The sequence below is a fragment of the Hyalangium ruber genome (genome assembly GCF_034259325.1).
Classification (GTDB): domain Bacteria; phylum Myxococcota; class Myxococcia; order Myxococcales; family Myxococcaceae; genus Hyalangium_A; species Hyalangium_A rubrum.
This window is the reverse complement of the sequence record NZ_JAXIVS010000006.1, coordinates 90,023-109,165: the sequence shown is the minus strand read 5'-3', so window position 1 is coordinate 109,165 and position 19,143 is coordinate 90,023. Positions and strand designations below refer to the sequence as shown.

At 66.4% G+C, this 19,143-nt stretch carries 17 protein-coding genes; 13 read left to right on the top strand and 4 right to left on the bottom strand.

What is annotated here, in order from left to right:
• Positions 1–61 precede the first annotated feature (61 nt).
• Together SYV04_RS18510 and SYV04_RS18505 are read left to right on the top strand one after the other, a co-directional pair.
• A complete protein-coding gene (locus SYV04_RS18510; RefSeq protein ID WP_321547149.1) occupies positions 62–1,201 on the top strand; it encodes a tetratricopeptide repeat protein in 1,140 nt (379 codons plus the stop codon).
• A 68-nt stretch (positions 1,202–1,269) separates the two neighbouring features.
• A complete protein-coding gene (locus SYV04_RS18505) occupies positions 1,270–2,466 on the top strand; it encodes a M48 family metalloprotease (RefSeq protein ID WP_321547148.1) in 1,197 nt (398 codons plus the stop codon).
• Positions 2,467–2,533: 67 nt separating this feature from the next.
• Here SYV04_RS18505 and SYV04_RS18500 read toward each other — a convergent pair whose 3' ends face one another.
• Positions 2,534–3,055: a tetratricopeptide repeat protein gene (locus SYV04_RS18500; protein ID WP_321547147.1), complete on the bottom strand. Its 522-nt coding sequence runs from the start codon at positions 3,053–3,055 to the stop codon at positions 2,534–2,536.
• Between the two features lie 6 nt (positions 3,056–3,061).
• On the bottom strand, positions 3,062–4,195 hold the full coding sequence (locus tag SYV04_RS18495; protein WP_321547146.1) for a hypothetical protein: 1,134 nt from the start codon (positions 4,193–4,195) through the stop codon (positions 3,062–3,064).
• Positions 4,196–4,402: 207 nt separating this feature from the next.
• Between SYV04_RS18495 and ruvX the strand changes: the two genes are divergently transcribed.
• Both ruvX and mltG read left to right on the top strand, forming a co-directional pair.
• On the top strand, positions 4,403–4,855 hold the full coding sequence (ruvX, locus tag SYV04_RS18490; RefSeq protein ID WP_321547145.1) for a Holliday junction resolvase RuvX: 453 nt from the start codon (positions 4,403–4,405) through the stop codon (positions 4,853–4,855).
• On the top strand, positions 4,856–5,911 hold the full coding sequence (mltG, locus tag SYV04_RS18485; RefSeq protein WP_321547144.1) for an endolytic transglycosylase MltG: 1,056 nt from the start codon (positions 4,856–4,858) through the stop codon (positions 5,909–5,911).
• On the opposite strand, the gene SYV04_RS18480 is transcribed toward mltG, so the two are convergent.
• Positions 5,908–7,482, bottom strand: a complete 1,575-nt coding sequence (locus SYV04_RS18480; RefSeq protein WP_321547143.1) for an ArnT family glycosyltransferase — start codon at positions 7,480–7,482, stop codon at positions 5,908–5,910. The two genes, mltG and SYV04_RS18480, sit on opposite strands and share 4 nt — an antisense overlap.
• Before the next feature lie 542 nt (positions 7,483–8,024).
• Between SYV04_RS18480 and SYV04_RS18475 the strand changes: the two genes are divergently transcribed.
• From SYV04_RS18475 to SYV04_RS18460, 4 genes are read left to right on the top strand one after another with little or no spacing between them, the layout of a single operon-like run.
• On the top strand, positions 8,025–10,088 hold the full coding sequence (locus SYV04_RS18475) for a PrkA family serine protein kinase (protein WP_321547142.1): 2,064 nt from the start codon (positions 8,025–8,027) through the stop codon (positions 10,086–10,088).
• A 2-nt stretch (positions 10,089–10,090) separates the two neighbouring features.
• Positions 10,091–11,203 (top strand): DUF444 family protein, encoded by a 1,113-nt coding sequence (locus SYV04_RS18470; protein ID WP_321547141.1) that lies wholly within the window; start codon positions 10,091–10,093, stop codon positions 11,201–11,203.
• A gap of 34 nt (positions 11,204–11,237) precedes the next feature.
• A complete protein-coding gene (locus SYV04_RS18465) occupies positions 11,238–12,731 on the top strand; it encodes a SpoVR family protein (RefSeq protein ID WP_321547140.1) in 1,494 nt (497 codons plus the stop codon).
• A 32-nt stretch (positions 12,732–12,763) separates the two neighbouring features.
• Positions 12,764–13,342 (top strand): hypothetical protein, encoded by a 579-nt coding sequence (locus SYV04_RS18460; RefSeq protein WP_321547139.1) that lies wholly within the window; start codon positions 12,764–12,766, stop codon positions 13,340–13,342.
• 84 nt (positions 13,343–13,426) lie between these two features.
• Here SYV04_RS18460 and SYV04_RS18455 read toward each other — a convergent pair whose 3' ends face one another.
• Positions 13,427–13,642, bottom strand: a complete 216-nt coding sequence (locus tag SYV04_RS18455; RefSeq protein WP_321547138.1) for a hypothetical protein — start codon at positions 13,640–13,642, stop codon at positions 13,427–13,429.
• A 942-nt stretch (positions 13,643–14,584) separates the two neighbouring features.
• Here SYV04_RS18455 and SYV04_RS18450 point away from each other — a divergent pair.
• From SYV04_RS18450 to SYV04_RS18430, 5 genes are all read left to right on the top strand, one after another.
• Positions 14,585–15,067, top strand: coding sequence for a hypothetical protein (locus SYV04_RS18450; RefSeq protein WP_321547137.1), 483 nt, complete (start codon positions 14,585–14,587; stop codon positions 15,065–15,067).
• Positions 15,068–15,743: 676 nt separating this feature from the next.
• A complete protein-coding gene (locus SYV04_RS18445; RefSeq protein WP_321547136.1) occupies positions 15,744–16,760 on the top strand; it encodes a hypothetical protein in 1,017 nt (338 codons plus the stop codon).
• Between the two features lie 83 nt (positions 16,761–16,843).
• Positions 16,844–18,214: an AHH domain-containing protein gene (locus tag SYV04_RS18440; RefSeq protein WP_321547135.1), complete on the top strand. Its 1,371-nt coding sequence runs from the start codon at positions 16,844–16,846 to the stop codon at positions 18,212–18,214.
• Between the two features lie 9 nt (positions 18,215–18,223).
• Positions 18,224–18,787, top strand: a complete 564-nt coding sequence (locus SYV04_RS18435; RefSeq protein WP_321547134.1) for an imm11 family protein — start codon at positions 18,224–18,226, stop codon at positions 18,785–18,787.
• Between the two features lie 92 nt (positions 18,788–18,879).
• Positions 18,880–19,083, top strand: a complete 204-nt coding sequence (locus SYV04_RS18430) for a DUF5953 family protein (RefSeq protein WP_321547133.1) — start codon at positions 18,880–18,882, stop codon at positions 19,081–19,083.
• Positions 19,084–19,143 lie beyond the last annotated feature (60 nt).

Genomic DNA, 19,143 nt, shown 5'->3' with positions numbered 1-19,143 from the left:
CTGTCCTGAGGAACGCTGGCCCGGGAGGGCCTGGACGGTGAACTTGAGCAAGAGGACGCACATGTCAGGCACATGGCGACGGTGGTTGCTGGTGGGCGTGGTGGGCCTGATGGGACTGGCCGGGTGCCGCACCACGGGCACGGCGGTGCGAGAGGACAAGCCGGGCCGGCAGGAGATCGAATTCGACGCGGTGACGGTGACGGCGGACCTCGAGCTGGAGAAGCTCAACGACGAGGAGCTGTTCGCCGGAGGCACCTCGGCCTTCGCGGCGGGAGACTTCAAGCAGGCGGCGCGCTACTTCGGGCGCCTGGTGGACTTCCACCCGCAGAGCCCGCACCGGCGCCCGTCGCTCTACAACGCGGGGCTGGCGCACCAGCGCCTCAAGGAGTGGGAGGACGCCTACCACCGCTTCGTCGAGCTGGCGGACGCGGAGAAGGGGCAGGACGACGCGCTGGATGCGGCGTTCCGCGTGGCGGAGACGCAGTACCACCTGGAGCGCTTCGAGGAGGCGGCGGCGCTGCTCGCCAAGGTGGCCGCGCGCGAGGACATCCCGGCGGGCCGCCGCATGGAGGCGCAGGTCCAGCAGGGCATCTGTGAGCTGGAGGCGGGCCGCTCCGAGCAGGCCGAGGCCACACTGCGCAAGGTGCTCACCACCTACGAGGGGCTGTCGGACAAGGACGAGGTGGACGACTACTTCCCGGCCCAGGCGCACTTCTTCATCGGGGAGATCTACCGGCTGCACTACGAGGCGGTGAAGCTCGACCCGAAGAGGGGCGGCGACAAGCTGGCCGAGGACCTCAACTACAAGGCCGAGCTGCTCCTGTCGGCGCAGGGCCACTACCTGCGCTCCATCCGCGTGGGCAACGGCTACTGGGCCACGGCGGCGGGCGCGCAGATCGGCGCCATGTACGAGAACCTGTACGACCACATGGTGAACTCGCCAGCCCCTCCGGAGCTCAACGCGGAGGAGGCACAGGTGTACCGCCAGGAGCTGCGCAAGAAGATCCGCGTGCTGCTCACCAAATCGATCAACATCTACGAGCGGACGCTGGAGGCCGCCGAGCGCATCGGCTCGCAGAACACCTTCGTGGACCGCACGCGCGAGAGCCTGCGCAAGGTGAAGGAGCTGCTGCTGGCGGACGCGGACAACGAGTCGGACGCCACTCCCCCGCCCCAACCCACCTCGGAGCCGCACTCCTGAGCGAAAGGCCCCTCTCGGGGGCCACCTAGGCACATGGGGGGGAGGCGACATAGCCTCTCGTCCCGCCCATGGACCCCATCTTCACGCCCGAGCAACTGGCCGAGATCAAGGAGTACCACTTCCCGTGGTACGTCCGCAGCGCGGTCGTGCCCCTGATCAACCTGGGACTGCTGGGGCTCATGCTGGGGGTGCTCAACAAGCCCTACCACCGGTTCGCCGAGGCTACCGCCGCGCGGCTCGATCGTCGGTTCAGCGCCCTGCGCACCGCGCCTGGCAGCCGCGTGTTCCTCAAGGTCTTCGACCGGCTCTGGGGCGGCAGCGGCTGGGGCGCGGCGCTCATCTTCGCCCTCTCCTTGCAGCTGACCTTCACCGTCCTCTTCTTCCCGGCGGACGTGTACTTCTCCTACATCCTCGAGCACCGCTACGGCATGTCCACGTACACGCCGATGCGCTACCTCGGCGACACGTTCAAGGGCGTGGCGATGGGGTGCATGCTCGTGGCGTGTCTGGTCTTCGGCCTCTACGGCCTGGCGCGCAGAATCAAGCGCTGGTGGCTGGTGCTGGGCGTGCCCGTGGCCGTGCTGATGCTGCTGGCCTCCTCGATGATCGATCCGTATCGCGGGCGCCTCTTCTACGAGCAGAAGCCCCTGGAGGCCGGCCCCCTGCGCACCCAGCTCACCGCGCTGCTGGCACGCGCGGACATCACCTTCGCGGACATCGTGGTGGAGAAGACCTCCGTCGTCTCCAAGCGCGTGCAGGCCTACTTCGCCGGCCAGGGGCCCACGCGCACCATCGTGCTCAACGACGTCATCCTGCGGGAGTTCACCGAGGGAGAGGTCCTCGCCGCCGTGGCCCATGAGGCCGGCCACGTGAATGAGTCCAAGTGGCCGGGCCGCATCGCCTCCTCGCTGGCGCTGGTGCTCTTCCTCTTCATCATCGACCGACTGCTGCGGCTCTCCGCCTCCCGGGGCTGGTTTGGCACCACCCAGTTCGCGGACATCCGCACCGTGCCGGCCCTCATGCTGCTGTTCTTCATGGTGACGACGGTGTTCGGCCCCATCTCGGGGGCCTTCTCCCGAGAGCGGGAGTACGAGGCCGACCGCTTCGCCCTGCGGCTCACAGGTGACCCCGTCACCTTCCGGCAGATGCTGGTCAAGGCGGCCCGGGTGAACAAGATGGACCCCGAGCCTCCTCGGTGGCAGGTGCTCAAGGGCATGAGCCACCCGCCCATCGGCGAGCGCATCGCCGCCATCTCCCAGCCCTGAAAAGCCACCAGCGGGTGGGCCCACCCTCCTCTCCACCTTCCCTCCCAGGCCCACCCGCCGAACGGCACTACGACGGCTTCGCCTCCTTCATCTTCTCCACCGCCACCAGCGTGATGGCTTTCACCAGCGCCCGGGCCCTCCGCCCCGCCACCGTCTCTCCGTGCGGGTCCGCCTCCACGGCGTTGGCGATGTCGGTGAAGCCCTGCTGCTGGCCCTGGCGCAGGTAGAGCTCACCCCGGTTGGCGAGCGCCACCGGGTTGCGCGGGTCGCGCTCCAGCGCCGCGTTGTACTCGGCGATGGCCTCCTGCACCCGCCCCAGCTTCTGGTACACGGTGCCGAGCGCCGCCCGGCTGGCCGCGTCCTTCGGGTTGCCCTCCACGAGCCCCTCGAAGAGCACGCGCGCCTCCTCGTAGCGCCCCGCCGCCGCCAGGTCGCAGCCCACCTGCGCGATGGCCTTCGCCTGCTCGAAGGTCATCCCCTCCACCTCCGCCCACGTCACCTCGCCTCGCGCGAACGCCTTCAGCCTCGCCACCGTCTCGGACCGGATCTCCATCGTCGTGTCTCCCTGGTATTTGATGACGCGTCCCATGGCGGCTCAGGCCCGGCCGAGGTTCTGGATGGCCACCTTCGCCATCTCGTTGAACTTCGAGGAGATCGTGCTCATCAGGTCGAACATCTGCTTGCGCTTCTCCATCAGCTTCTGGAGGCGCAGGTTGAGCTGCTCCATGCTCGTCTCGAGCTTCGCGGCGCGCGACGGGTCCGTCTGTCCGGTCCCCAGCGAGGCGCGCTCGCCCCGCACGTTCGCCATCTCCTGCATCACGCCGAGGATCTCCTCGTCCGTGTCGCGGGTGATCATCATGAGGATGGCCTGGAGCTTCTCCTCCATGCTCATGTTCGGGTTGTTGATGATGTCGCTCACGCCCGAGCCGGAGCCGCCCGTGGAGGGCGGGGGCGTCGGCACCGGCGTGCCCTGCACGGGAGTGCTCGGCTGACCGGGCGGAGGGCACGTCCCCGCGGGCGGAGGGCACGTCCCCGCGGGCGGAGGGCACGTCCCCGCAGGCGGCGTGGACGGAGCGGGAGCGGGAGCCGGCACGGACGGCGCGGGGGTCGACGGCTGGCGGACGCCGTACTGCGCGATGTCGTCGTTCACCTTCTTCAGCGCCTTCTGCACGTCCTTCTGGCTGATGGTGCCGTCCACCCGACCGCCCTCGCCGGCGGTGTCCACCATGTTGCGGTACTCGGGGTGCCCGAGCAGGAAGTGCGCCGCGGAGCGCAGCTCGGGCGAGAGGTTCGGGTGGTGGGAGGCCGCCTGGAGCGTGGCGATGTCGAACTTCCCGTTCTGCTTGCCGCACAGCGTGTCGAGCAGGCCGTAGTTGGCGGCGATCGTCTTGAGCGCCTCCCGGTACTCGAGGACGCTGGGCTCCAGGGTGCCCGTGCTGGAGGCCGCCGCCGAGGACGTCTGCGCCGGACTCGCGTAGCCCTGCTGGGCCCGCATCATGTCACTGCACGGGTAGAACTCCGTCTGAGCGGCCGGGTTCTTCTGCAGCTCCGAGACGACGCCCATCGCACCGCTGGCCGCCAGCATCACATTGCCGGTCACCGCCCCGGCGACGGCCTTGATGGAGTTGGTCAGCAGCGGGGGGAGCCCCAGCTTGTCCCCGGCGAAGTCGGCGGCGGTCGCCATCGGCCCGGCCAGGGTGTTCACTGCGTTCTTGATGAAGTCGAGCATGTTGCCTCCCGCGCGGCGGGTAAGAGGTTGGAACTGCCAGTCGCCGCGCCTTGGCGGGCCATGCGCATTGCAGCCGGGGTGCCGAACCTCTTGGGGACTGCCACCTCCAGCGAATTCAGCCGGTTAGGTTTCCCGCTGAACGAGACCCGTCCGGCGCCGTGGACGGTGGAGTCCACGGCGCGAGATTGCGACTAGAGTCCCGCGGCCATGCGGACCATGGGCCTGGACGTGGGAACCAAGACCATCGGAGTGGCCGTCTCGGACGGGCTCGGGTTGACCGCCCAGGCCATCACGACCGTGCGGCGGACCAACCTCAAGGCGGACCTCGCCGAGCTGTCCGAGCTGGTCCGCGAGCACGAGGTGTCTCGCATCGTGGTGGGGCTGCCCCTCAACATGGACGGCAGCGAGGGCCCTCGCGCCGAGGCCTCCCGGAAGTTCGCGGAGACGGCCGGACAGGCGCTCGGCGTGCCGGTGGAGTTCTGGGACGAGCGGCTGTCCACCGTGGCCGCCGAGCGCACCCTGCTCGAGGCGGACCTCACCCGGGCCAAACGCCGCCAGGTCATCGACCAGGTGGCCGCGCAGTTCATCCTCCAGGGCTGGCTCGACGCCCATCGGCCCGCCGCCGATCTCCACGCCGACGACTTCGACCCGGAGTACTGAGTGAAGAAAGCGCTCCTCGCCCTGCTCGTCCTCGGGGTGCTCGCGGGTGCGGCCGCCGGCGGCTGGTACTTCCTGCGCGAGCGGCGCATCACCGCGTTCGCCTCGGCCCCCGTCACCCTCCCCACGGCAGCCACCGTCGAGATCCCCTCGGGCACCGGCCCCAAGAGGCTGGCCCAGCTGCTCGCCGAGGCGGGCGTCGTCACCGACGCGGACCTGCTCTACCTCTATATCCGCCGGGAGCAACTGGGCCCCCGGCTCCAGGCCGGTGAGTACGAGTTCACCGGGACGCTCACCCCCGGGCAGGCCCTGGAGAAGATCGTCTCCGGTCAGGTGAAGACGTACCGCTTCACCGTGCCGGAGGGCCTGCGCGCCGAGGAGATCCTCCCCATCGTCGCGAGCTCGGAGCTGAAGCTGGACCTGCGCAAGCTGGAGCGGCTGGCGGCGGACCGGCGCTTCCTGGCGGACATCGGCGTGCCGGCCGGCTCCATCGAAGGCTTCCTCTACCCGGACACCTATACCTTCACGCGAAAGGCCACCGAGGAGGCGGTGCTCACCAAGATGGTGGCCAGCGCGCTGGAGGCGTACCGGCGCGCGAACGCCCAGCGCAAGAACGAGGTGAAGCTGGACGTGCTGGAGGCCTTCACCCTGGCCTCGATCGTGGAGAAGGAGACCGGCGCCCCCGAGGAGCGTCCGCGCATCGCCTGCGTCTTCCACAACCGGCTCAAGATGGGGTGGAAGCTACAGACGGACCCCACGGTCATCTACGCGATGCGGCTGCTGCGCGGGGTGTACTCGAAGAACATCACCAAGAAGGACCTGGAGACGGCGCACCCGTACAACACCTATACCCGGGTGGGGCTGCCCCCGGGCCCCATCGCCAGCCCCGGAGCCGCCGCGCTAGAGGCCACCCTGCGCCCGCTGGACTGCGAGGATCTCTTCTTCGTCTCCCGCAACGACGGCACGCACATCTTCTGCCCCACGCTGGAGTGCCACGAGGCCGCCGTACACGAGTGGCAGGTGCAGTTCTTCCGAAAGAAGCGCCAGCAGGGCAACTAACGACGCCGGTAGACGTGTACCGGCGGGGCGAAGCCCTCCAGCTCCTCATACGCAACGCCACCGAGCGTGAGGGTCCGCCCCTCCAGCGTCACGCCTGGCTCGCGCACGAGCCCGCCTTCATCGAAGCGCACGAGGTACTCGGGCCGTACCGTCTCCAACTGCGCGCGGAAGTCGGGCCAGCGCAGGCGAACCACGCGCTCATCCGGCAGCCCGGAGAAGAAGCCGAGCTGCAAGTCCTGGAAGCTCGCATCGCTGTCGAGCACCACCGCCCCGCCCTTCGCGGCCACCTCCTCCTTCAAGAATCGCGCGGCCCCCATCACTGGCTGGAGGTTGGTGGACGTTGGGCTGATGGGACGCAGCACCTCCCGCACGCCGCCATCGGCCCGGAACGTATAGAGCCCCAGCGCCACGGGCATGAGCACCGCGAGCGCGACGGTGATCCCCGCCACCACCTGGCGCGCCCGAGGCCCCCACTCCCCCACCCAGCCGGAGAAGCCGTACGCGACGAAGGGCAGCAGCAGCACGATCTGCGTCACCGCGAAGCGCCCCAGCGGCACGAAGTTGGTCAGCACCGCCGCCCGGAATGTGTAGAACACGGCCGGCACGAGCGCCGCGAGCACCAGCCACCGCGTCTCCGGCCGCTGCCGCCACGCCCGCACCATGCCCACCATGCCCAGCAGCGCCACCCCGGGCGTCAGCGTGAGCACCGCCGTCCCTGGCCAGAAGAAGAGGCTCTGCACCCGGAACCACCACTGCCTCCACCCCACCGTGGAGTTCGCCACCCAGTCCCGGTGGAACTCGTCGATGAACTTGATGGGATAGAACGGGTCGCTGTGCGCCAGCTCGTTGCCCTGCATCCACAGCAGCGGGAAGGGCAGGCACAGCAGGCCAAACGCCACCGCCAGCGTGGTGGCGGCGATCCGGTCCCTCGCCCACAACATCGGCAGCAACGCGAGCAGTGGAATGTAGAGCCACGCGTCGTAGCGCAACGCACAGGCAAGGTTCAGCAACATCGCCGCCCCGAAGATGGGGCCGAACCGGCGCTCCTCGAGCGCCTGCCCGTAGAGCGCGAAGACGCAGAGCATGAAGAACAGGGACACCGCCTCGCTGCCCGCGGTGGTGGAGAACTGCAGGTGCATGCCCCAGACGGAGAAGGCCAGCCCCGCCCACACCCCCGCGCGCCAGCCAAAGAAGCGCCGGGTGAGCACGAACAGCGGCACCACGGACAGCACGCCGAAGAGCAGGCTGACCGCACGGCCCGCGTGCTCCCGCTCCAGCACCGTCAGCGCGGCGCCCACCAGGTAGATGTGCAGCGGCCCGAACTGCAGCGCCCCGTCCTGGAAGGATTCGATCAGATGGGGAGCGCCAAGCCAGCGCTCCGCCAGCTCCGTGCGCACCACCGAGTCCCCATACCGGTTCTCGTTGACGGGGAACACCACCAGGCGAGGAACCAGGGCCGCCACGAGCAGCAGGCCGATGAGCAGCCGCGTGCTCGGCTCATGCTCCGGCGCCGGCACCGCCGAGAGGAACGAGGGAGGTGACACAGGAGCGGGAGACAGAGCGGACGCCATGGCGGCGCGGAGGATACGCAGGTACGCCGCAAAACCAAGGAACCCCGTGTCCTGGCAGGTTCCCCTCCCCCCTCCCAACCCACCACCCCCGGTGGCTCCAGCCCACCAGGGGCCGGGGGGGTGTCCTACCTCTCCCCCTGCGACTGGGGGGATTGTAGGTTGCACGCCTCTGGCGCAGGCCGTTATGTCGACAGGTGGGGGGATTTAACCCCCAGGAACCGTGCCAACTGGCCGAAACATCGACCTTTGGACGTTCAATGAAGCTGTGTTGCGCCGTTGGACCCTACCCGCCGGGGTTCGGGTCCTTATAATCAAGCTGCCTTTTCACCCCGTGGAGGGTGTGCCCCCAGGGCTCCCCCGACACGAGCTGACCACGCGGTCCCACTCCGCGGCGGGGTCCCGAAGGGGCACCAGGACGTGTTGCTTCGCCTGGGACCCGGTGGTGGGGTGAAATTGGAATGGCTTGCTAGCCCCCCAGGTTCAAATTCTGGCTCCTCGTGTGCGCGACTCTTCGTGCTCCCGGGTGGCCGCGAGGGAGAGACATGAAGGACGCTGAGAAGGGTTCGTGGGTCTCCAGAATCGCCGCATTGCAGGACACGAAGACCTACGCGGAACTCAACTGGGAGGGCTCTTTCGAGGACTACCTCGAGATCGTCCGGAAGAACCCGAAGATCACCCGCACGGCCTACCAGAGGATCTACGACATGATCCTCAGTCACGGAAAGACCGAGTACATCGACAACAAGAAGAAGCTCATCCGCTACCACTTCTTCAGTGACGAGAAGTTCGGCGGCCGTGACGCCATCTTCGGCCTGGACGTGCCGCTGATGAAGCTGGTGAACGTCTTCAAGTCCGCCGCCCAGGGCTACGGCACCGAGAAGCGCGTCATCCTCCTGCACGGCCCGGTGGGCTCCTCCAAGTCCACCATCGCCCGCCTGCTCAAGAAGGGCATGGAGGAGTACTCCAAGACGCCCGAGGGTGCCGCCTACACCTTCTCCTGGACCACCGACAAGAAGCAGCCGGACGGCACGGTCACCAAGGAGAAGATGAAGTGCCCGATGAACGAGGAGCCGCTCAACCTCATCCCGCGGGAGTGGCGCCCCAAGGTGCTGGCCGAGCTGTCCCCGCCCGAGAGCGGCTACACCATCCCGGACGGCTGTGAGCTGTGCCCCGCCTGCCGCTTCGTCTTCAAGGACCTGATGACGCAGTACCAGGGCGACTTCGCCAAGGTGATGAGCCACATCCGCGTCAACCGGCTCATCTTCAGCGAGAAGGACCGCGTCGGCATCGGCACCTTCCAGCCCAAGGACGAGAAGAACCAGGACTCGACCGAGCTCACCGGTGACATCAACTACCGGAAGATCGCCGAGTACGGCTCGGACTCGGACCCGCGCGCCTTCAACTTCGACGGCGAGTTCAACATCGCCAACCGCGGTGTCATCGAGTTCGTCGAGGTGCTCAAGCTGGACGTGGCCTTCCTCTACGATCTGCTCGGCGCCTCGCAGGAGCACAAGATCAAGCCGAAGAAGTTCCCGCAGACGGACATCGACGAAGTCATCATCGGCCACACCAACGAGCCCGAGTACAAGAAGCTCGAGAACAACGAGTTCATGGAGGCTCTGCGTGACCGTACGGTGAAGATCGACGTGCCGTACATCACCAAGCTGGGCGAGGAGGTGAAGATCTACGAGAAGGACTTCAACTCGCGCGCCATCAAGGGCAAGCACATCGCTCCGCACACGCTGGAGATGGCGGCCATGTGGGCCGTCATGACGCGCCTGGAGGAGCCCAAGAAGCACAACCTGTCGCTGCTGCAGAAGCTCAAGCTCTACAACGGCAAGACGCTGCCCAACTTCACCGAGGACAACATCAAGGAGCTCCGCAAGGAGTCCATCCGCGAGGGCCTCGAGGGCATCAGCCCCCGCTACATCCAGGACAAGATCTCCAACGCCCTGGTGAGCGACAAGGGCGAGGGCTGCATCAACCCGTTCATGGTGCTCAACGAGCTGGACGCGGGCCTCAAGACGCACTCGCTCATCAACAGCGAGGACTCGCGCAAGCGCTTCAAGGAGCTGCTCACCACGGTGAAGCAGGAGTACGAGGACATCGTCAAAAACGAGGTCCAGCGCGCCATCTCCGCCGACGAGGACGCCATCGGCAAGCTGTGCGGCAACTACATCGACAACATCAAGGCCTACACCCAGAAGGAGAAGGTCAAGAACAAGTACACCGGCCTCTACGAGGAGCCGGATGAGCGGCTGATGCGCGCCATCGAGGAGAAGATCGACATCCCCGAGAGCCGCAAGGACGACTTCCGCCGCGAGATCATGAACTACATCGGCGCGCTCGCCGTGGAGGGCAAGACCTTCAACTACCGGACCAACGAGCGGCTCCACAAGGCGCTCGAGCTGAAGCTGTTCGAAGACCAGAAGGACAGCATCAAGCTCAAGAACCTCATCTCCAGCGTGGTGGACAAGGAGACGCAGGAGAAGATCGATCTCGTGAAGGACCGGATGATGAAGAACTACGGCTACTGCGAGATCTGCTCCACGGACGTGCTCAACTTCGTGGCGAGCATCTTCGCCCGCGGGGACGCGAAGGAGTAGCCGTGTCGCTGAAGATCCACCAGGACCACTCCCGCTTCAAAGCGATCGTCCGAGGGAAGATCAAGGCCAACCTGCGCAAGTACGTGCAGAAGGGCGAGATGCTGGGCAAGAAGGGAAAGGATGCCATCTCCATCCCCATTCCCTTCATCGACATCCCGCGCTTCAAGTACGGCCACAAGGAGCAGGGCGGCGTCGGGCAGGGAGACGGCGAGGTGGGTCAGACGCTCGGCCCCGGGCAGGTACAGCCCGGGGACGGGCACGGTCAGGCCGGCCAGGGCGAAGGCGAGCACGCCCTGGAGGTCGACGTCACTCTGGACGAGCTGGCGCAGATCCTCGGCGAGGAGCTGCAACTGCCCCACATCGAGCGCCGGCACAACGAGAAGATCGTCACCCAGAAGATCAAGTACACGGGCATCAACACCACCGGCCCGGAGTCGCTGCGCCACTTCAAGCGCACCTTCAAGCAGGCCTTGAAGCGGCAGATCGCCACGGGCACGTACGACCCGAAGAAGCCCGTCATCATCCCCACCCGCGAGGACCGGCGCTACCGCAGCTACAAGCTGCAGGACCTGCCGGAGACCAACGCCGTCATCATCTACATGATGGACGTGTCGGGCTCGATGGGTGACGAGCAGAAGGAGATCGTCCGCATCGAGAGCTTCTGGCTCGATACGTGGCTGCGCCACCAGTACAAGGGGCTGGAGTCGCGCTACATCATCCACGACGCGGTGGCGCGCGAGGTGGACCGGGAGACCTTCTTCCACACCCGTGAGTCGGGTGGGACGATGATCTCCAGCGCGTACAAGCTCTGCCGCGACATCATCGCGGCCGACTACCCCAAGAGCGCGTGGAACATCTACCCGTTCCACTTCTCGGACGGTGACAACTGGAGCGCGGACGACACGCGCCAGTGCATCGACATGCTCAAGAACGACGTGCTGCCCAACGTGAACCAGTTCGCCTACGGGCAGGTGGAGAGCCCCTACGGCAGCGGCCAGTTCATCAAGGACCTGCGCGAGGCGGTGGGCGACCAGCAGAACGTGGCCCTGAGCGAGATCGCCGACAAGGACGCCATCTACAACTCCATCAAGGACTTCCTCGGCAAGGGACGTTGAAGCGCCCCGCCCGCCCCCACGGAGCACCCGCCCGATGCCCAAGAGCCTCACACCCCACCTGGCCAAGCTCAACGAGGAGATCCTGGGCTACGCGCGCCAGTTCGGCCTCGACTTCTTCGAGACCATCTTCGAGGTCGTCACCTACGACGAGATGAACATGGTGGCCTCCTACGGAGGCTTCCCCAACCGCTACCCGCACTGGCGCTGGGGCATGGAGTACGAGCAGCTCTCCAAGGGGTACGAGTACGGGCTCAGCAAAATCTACGAGCTCGTCATCAACAACGACCCCTGCTACGCGTACCTGCTGGAGAGCAACGCGGACGTGGACCAGAAGCTGGTGATGGCCCACGTGTACGGGCACTGCGACTTCTTCAAGAACAACTTCTCGTTCCGCCACACCAACCGGCGGATGATCGACGAGATGGCCAACCACGCCACGCGCGTGCGGCGGTGGATCGACAAGATCGGCGTGGAGAAGGTCGAGGACTTCATCGACAAGGCGCTGAGCCTCGAGAACCTCATCGACCAGCACGCCCCTCACATCCGCCGCAACCCGGACCCCAAGCGGGCCGAGGACGAGGCCAAGGCCAACGAGCGCGTGGAGGGCTTCAAGGTCGGCCGCGAGTACATGCGCGGCTTCATCAACCCGTCCGAGTTCCTCGAGTCCCAGCGCAAGAAGGTCGAGGACGAGAAGCTCAAGGCCAAGAAGTTCCCCGAGCGCCCCCAGCGCGACGTGCTCTACTTCCTCTTGGAGCACGCGCCCCTGGAGCCGTGGGAGGCCGACATCCTCAGCATCCTGCGCGACGAGGCCTACTACTTCGCGCCCCAGGGCCAGACGAAGATCATGAACGAGGGGTGGGCCAGCTACTGGCACTCCACCATCATGACGCGCCGCGCCCTGAAGGATGACGAGATCATCGACTACGCGGACCGGCACTCCGGCACCATGGGCACCCGCCCCGGCGCGCTGAACCCGTACAAGCTGGGCATCGAGCTGTGGCGCGACATCGAAGAGCGCTGGAACAAGGGCCGCTTCGGCAAGGAGTGGGACGAGTGCGATGACCTGCGGGCGCGCAGCTCGTGGGACAAGAAGCTGGGCGCCGGCCGCGAGAAGATCTTCGAGGTCCGCAAGCACTACAACGACATCACCTTCATCGACACGTTCCTCACCGCCGAGTTCGCCATCGAGCAGAAGCTGTTCGTCTACGGCTTCAACGACAAGCGCAACTCCTGGGAGATCCTCGACCGGGAGTTCCGCAAGGTGAAGTCCAAGCTGCTCCAGTCCCTGACCAACTTCGGCCAGCCCATCATCGAGGTGGTGGACGGTAACTTCGAGAACCGGAGCGAGATGCTCCTGGCCCACAAGCATGACGGCCAGGACCTGAAGGGCGACTACGCCCGGGAAACCCTGAGAAACCTACAGGCGCTCTGGCGTCGACCGGTGAACATCGTTACCCGCTACGATGGCAAGGGTGTCATGCTACGCTATGACGGTCAGAACCACTCGGAGAAGAAGGTCGACCTCTAGCGCGCCCTAGAGGCGGCCGGAGTGAAGGACAGATGGGCTCGCGTATTGAAGCAGTGGAAGTGCTGTCGTTCCGGCTGGAGCTGCCCAGGCTCGCGCTGGAGCGGCTGCCCGTGGAGCTGAGCTCGGCTCTACCGGTACAGGTAGCACGTGAGGATGATGGCTCGCTGACCCTGGAGCAGGAAGGTCAGGAGAGCTTCCTGCGCTTCCAGCTGGAGGGAGACGCTGCGGAGCTGGTGGAGATCTTCATCTCCCAGGACGCCAAGGGCGCCTTCTTCCACAAGGTGCTGGGTGCGCTGATGGTCCGCTACCACGGGGACCTGCGGGCGCGGCTGGTGTTCGACCCCCGGGAGAATGAGGCGGACGAGCCCTGGGCCGAGGTGAGCATCGAGCGGGGCCGCACCACGTGGCCCGGCCTGGCGACGCAGTCGGCCGCGGTGCGGCTGGCGCACGCGGCGGCCGAGGGCGGCAGCGTGGGTGCCTCGGGCGAGGGAGGCCCCGTGGAGGAGCCCCTCACCCAGGAAGAGGAAGAGCTGTCGCGCATCCTCGCCCGGGCCGACGAGGCGTGGCAGGAGTACCAGCGCCTCAAGCGCCAGCGGCAGCAGCCGCGGTAATCGCTGAACGCGAACACCCGCACAGACGAAAGGCGGCACTCCCCTGGAACCGGGAGGGGGCCGCCGCTTCACTCCACCCCGGACTCACGCCAGGGGCACGACCTTCGCCCCCGGCTGCAGCTCGCGCGCCGGAGGCAGCTCCGCCGTCAGCGCCTCGACCAGCCTGGCCAACTGGTCCAGGGGAATCCCCTTGAAGTCCACCACCGCCTTGCCCTTCTGGTTGCGCACCTGCACCTTGACGAGCGCACCCTTGGCGAAGCGGCTCGTCACCGCCTCTCGGTACTGACGGGAGGCCTTCATCGAGCGCCTGGGCGGTCCTTCGTGCCGACTGCAGATCGCTAGCGCGCCCCATTACGACTTCACCGACGTGGCGGCGTTTTCTCCGATCCTGCCGTACCTCCTGCCAGGAGTTATCAGCCAGGCCGGCGAGGATGCCCTGCGCGGGACGAACTAAGCCCTCGGTCATCGTTGTTGCACACCTCGAAGTGAGGGCTGCCGGTGGCCCTCTACTGCGCCCTCGACGGGGAGACCCGCCGGGCGGGATGCGGCAGCAGCAGGTGATCAACATCTATGTCCGGGGGCTTAGGCAGTCACCGCGTTCTTCGACGCGACCCTGCGCGGCGATCCGGCTGGCTGGTCACGTGTGCGAGCCGCGCGCCCCCTGTTCTCGTCCACGTGCGACCGCTTGCCCGTGCCGTGGGCCGGGCGGTGCGTGCCTACGCAACAGGGGCGCCGTGGTTCCGATAATTCCGGGGCTGACTGATCCCGCAGCTTTCTGGGGGCCGTCTCATGGAACGACCGAGCGTGTTTGCATGTCGTGCGGCGCGTTGCGTGCTCCTGATGCTCCCTGTCCTCCTCTTGGGGACGGGCTGTTACATGAACGGGATGGGATGCCAACCGGGAGACGACACCGAGACGTGCTGCCTCAAGGAACACCCCGGAGCCTGGGAGCGCTGCACAGGGATGGCTGGCCCCCCCAAGACTCAGCCCAAGCCTCAGACCCAGCCCGCTCCGAAGAGGAACCCCGAGCCAGTATCGCCCCCCATTCCCACACCCGAAGAACAGAGGGAGTGGAACAAGCGATGCCAAGAGTTCTACGTGAGATGTCGTGAGTTCGTGGGGGGTGACGCGGAGTTGCGCGTTTACGGTGAGAGCCAGTGCCGCTCGTGCTTTATCCTCTGCCAACGTTCGGGGGAGTGGCCAGCGGAAGCCAACGAGAAGCCCTGCCCGGGAGGTTGAAGCGTGCGGCGCACTCGCAAAGACTGGTGGCACAGTGTCTCTCGGCGTACCGATGATCTCTTGGTCCAGTTGTTCAAGGCTGACACGCCATACACCGAGATCAAGCGCGCAATGCTCGCGCAGGCAGAGGAGTTCAAGCAGGAGGCAAGAACCCCCGCCGAGCGGTTGCACGTCGATCGGCTGGCGATGCAGTTGATCATCACTCAGGCATACGCGAGCGGGGCGGGGTGGGAAGAGTTCGGCCCGCTCTTGCGCCGTTGTCAGCGACTCGGATACGCGGACATTACCCATCGGATCAACGTGGCGTGTCTCTACGTCCAATCGTTACCCCGCTTCCCAGAGAAGGCGCGGCGAGCGTTCGCCATGTTGGACGCGGTGGAGCAGACCCTAAAGCGCATCCGCAAGAGCCATTACCTACGCCGCGAAGGAATGCTGGGGATCGCTCATGCGCGAGGGGTAGCGGCATCAGTAGGATTGAAGCGGTGAAGCGCCGTGGCTCGTGGCGAGTGTCCAGGCCGGACGCGTCGGGCAGGTCGTAAGACTTCCCCGTGCCCCGTCGTGCCGGGCTCCCGGCTCTCGTGAGACCTCCTGTGCCCCAGGCCAGGAGGAAGACGCTGGAGCCGGCGGGAGAAGACGCGTCCAGGCCCGGCGATCACTTCCGCGATCTCAAGCACGGAGGCCTACGCCCTGGCCTCGGGCAGGCCCACCGGTTCGCTGGGAATGACACTCACACTCCGCACTCCAACCGGGCTGACGTCCCGCTCCACGTACCGGGGCAGGCTCATCACGGGCCTGCCGCAGTCCTGTGGCCTGCTCAACCTGCCGCTGCTCTTCGAGGAGCGCATCTGCGACGACGCGCCGCCGTGTGGCCTGGCTTGCTGTCGCCCTGGAGGAAGGAGACGGTCCGGATGAGGCAGGAGGCGGCCAACTGCCAATGAGTCCAAGCCGAGGGTGAGGCGTCCGTGGCTCCTGGTGCCCGCTCGGAAGCGCGAGGCCATCAAAAGATCCACTCTCGCGGTTTCAATGCAACTGAGGACAGAACCTCATTGCAGAGAGATCCAGGATGGCACTGAACACGATGAAGCGTCTCCATGTGGCCACGTTGGCAACCCTGTGGCTTACCACGGCCTGTGGGGGCACCCCTCTCACGGACGCAGGCGGAGTGGAGACTCGCGCTGACGCGGTGGCCATGGGACAGACGCTGACGGTGGGCGAGGGCCTCTTCCGTCAAGAGACCTTCGGTGGCAACGGGCGCACCTGCGAAACCTGCCACAGCCTGGCCACGGGGACAGTCACCCCCGCGGACCTCCAGGCACGGTATGCGAGCAACCCGGATGAGCCCATGTTCCGAGCCATCGACAGCGATGACGGCTCGACGGGCAGGTCCTACCACCGGCTGCTGAGGGACGCGACCATCCTCGTCTCGGTACCGCTGCCCTCGAACACCCGGCTGTTGCTCAACCCCTTCGCCACCCAGGTCACCCTGCGGCGCGGCATTCCGAGCACCCTCGACACTCCCGCGCTGGACCCGGTGCTCATGGCGGACGGGCGTGAGCCAACCCTCACGAGCCAGGCCCACAGCGCCATCCTGGGACATGCCCAGGCAACACGAGAGCCCACTGCCGAGGAGTTGGCGGACATCGCCAGCTTCGAGCAGACCCTCTTCTCCTCACAGGCCATGCGGGACTACGCACAGACGGGCGTAGCGCCAGGGCTGCCCGAGGGCACCACTGCCTCGGAGAAGCGAGGCCGGGCTTTCTTCCGGCCGGATGGCCTCTGTGGCCAGTGCCACGGCGGCCCCCTGCTCAACGAAACGGGCCCTCGCAACCTCCTCGGCCAGCCTCCCGGCTCGCGCTTCTCCAACGCGTTCATCTCGGAGATCAACCCCGGACTGTCTCCCGTGTACACGTTCGTCATCCAGCGCCCGGGTGGACTCCCGGAGGTGCGCATCTCGCCGGATCCCGGCCGCTTCCTCATCACGGGGCGCCTGGAGGACTTCAACCTCTTCAAGATGGCGTCGCTCCGCAACATCAAGAACACGGCGCCCTACTTCCACGACAACTCCGCCAAGACGCTGGATGACGTGCTGCTCCACTACACCGGCGCTCTGGCTCTCCGGGGCATCTTCATCACTCCGCAGGAGACGCAGGACATCATTGCCTGGCTGAACCTGCTGTGACGGTGCCGTAGCTGGGCCGGCGGCTCCTCCTCTCCCCGGGCAGCCCTCTAACCTTCTCCCCTCCTCGCATGAAGGAGTGACACATGGGTCTGAGGCGAATTCCGTGGAGAAAGATCAGCGCACTTGCCCTCGCGTTCCTCGTGGGATGCAGCAGCGTCCCGAGGGTCTCCCACGTGGAGGACGACACAGGTCAGGGCAAAGCCGTCGTCCACATTCCCCGCACGGTGGACCTGCAACCCGTCGTGGTGGACCCAGCGGAGTTCCAGCAGGCCATGAGGCGACTGGCGCACGAGGTGCGGCTGTCAGGCACGCCACGTCAGACGGCCGAGAAGATGTTTCAGATGGACCCGCAGTTCGGCAACTACCTCTACCTGCGAGAGGACAAGAAGCTGGTGCCGATGAGTCCGGGCGAGTCCTGGGACGGCACGTTGACGCAAGACGATCTGGAGACAGCCGAGCGCTACCGGGTCTGGTGCCAGCGCGTTCACAGCTTCTACGGCGACTGTCTCGGGGGCGCACTGGTGGGTGGACGCTACCTGGACAGGCACGGCCGCTACATCTGGGCGCTGGCCCTGAGCAAGGGCCCGGTAATCGACGAGATGGAGAAAGCGCTGGGAGAGATGGTGGAAGTCCGCGCACTCATCAACACGGTCTTGTGGACGTTGGGTTCCATGCTGCTGATCATGGCGATCAACCCGGTGGCTCCGGCGCTGGTGGCGGTGGTCGGCGTGGGACTGATTCTGTATGTCGGCGTTGACACGCTCCTCAACCTCGTGAACGGCTGGCTCCAGTTGATGGACGAGGTGAAGGTGGCGACCACCTTCGAGCAGATCCGCGAGGCGGGCGAGCGCTTCGGGAGACTCCTCGGGCGAGAGGCAGCGCGCGCATGCGCCATGCTGCTGATGGCGGCCATTGGCTCGACGGCGAAACTGTTCGCGGCGAAGGTGCCGACGCTGCCCGGCTCGGCCCAGGTCGCCGTGCAGGCCGAGGGCACAGCAAAAATCTCGCTGTCCGCGTTGGGCGTGGTGGAGGAAATCGCGCTCAGCGCCGAGAGCGCGAGCGTGACGGTGGCCGCCACCGCAATGACGATGGGGGCGAGTGGCAGTGGCAGCACGAGCCCTTGCATCGAGACGCACCACATCGCCACCATCTGCAACGAGAAGTCCACCGTGCGCGGGGGCCCGTGGACACCGAGGTTCCGAGACATCTTCGCCAAGGCGGGAATGTCGATGGAGGATCCGGCGAACAAGCTGCCTCTGCCCGGGCACTACGGACCACACCCCGAGCGGTATCATCAGCTCATCTTGGACGAACTCCTCGAAGCCACGGCGGCCTGTCGCAGCGTCGTGGACTGCCGGGCGGCGTTGACGGCCCGACTCCGGAAACTGGCCAAGCAGATCGCCACCCCGGAAACTGAACTGAACCAACTCGTCACTCAAGCCAAGCAGCGATAAACGGAGTCCATGCCCAAGCGTTTCTTCAGACTGGCCGACGACGTGAAGTTCCCGAACCGTTGGCACTTGGCGATGCCCCGGAACACTCAGGGCGTCAAAGTGGACGATTACGATTTTTGGAGGGGAACGCCCGTCCATATCAAGAGCCGCTTGAAAATCCCCATCGAGATCGAGGGCAAGCCGCTGGACTACACAGAGGCTGGCCTCAACATCCCGGTGGTTCATGTCCGGGTCGCCTCCACGTTCGCGGGGTTGGCCCCGGAGGACGTGCAACTGCTCCCCGTGGATGTGGAGGGCCAACCGGATCAGTACCTCATCCTCGTGGCCACACGCCTCATCCGATGTATCGACGAACAGGCGTCCCGGATCGAACTCTGGACGCATGAGGACGGAGTGCCTCACAAGGTCGGTCAGTATGCCTCCGTGCGTGACATGCGCATCGACAAGGCCAAGGCGGGAAGCGCCCTGGTGTTGCGGTGCGAGGGTTGGAGCAGCCCGCTGATCGTCTCCGAGGAAATCAAGAATGCCTTAGAGGGCATGGGCGCCACAGGCACAAGGTTCGAGGAGGTCTAGTCAAGGCCCGGAGGGGCGGCGTCCCATGTCGGGCAGCGCCAGCTCGGCCCGGTGGAGCCCGCGGCGGACAGAACTCCTTCCTTAAGGACATCTTGGCGACTGCCGCACGAGCCATCGGGTCCCCGGCTCCTGCTCGTGACGCCGAGCTGCTCTCGCGGGCGCGGCGCACGGAATCGGGCGGATGGGTCGTGCAGCTCACCGACGCGCCGCTCGATCTCGACAACCCCGCCCACCTGGAGGCGCTGAAGCGCGCCTACGAGCGCTTCCCGGAGATCGGCAGGCGCTCGGCGCCGTGACCTCGGCTCGGGGCGCCCTGCGCGGGTGCAGGCGATGGGAGGGTGCGAATCCAAGAGGCC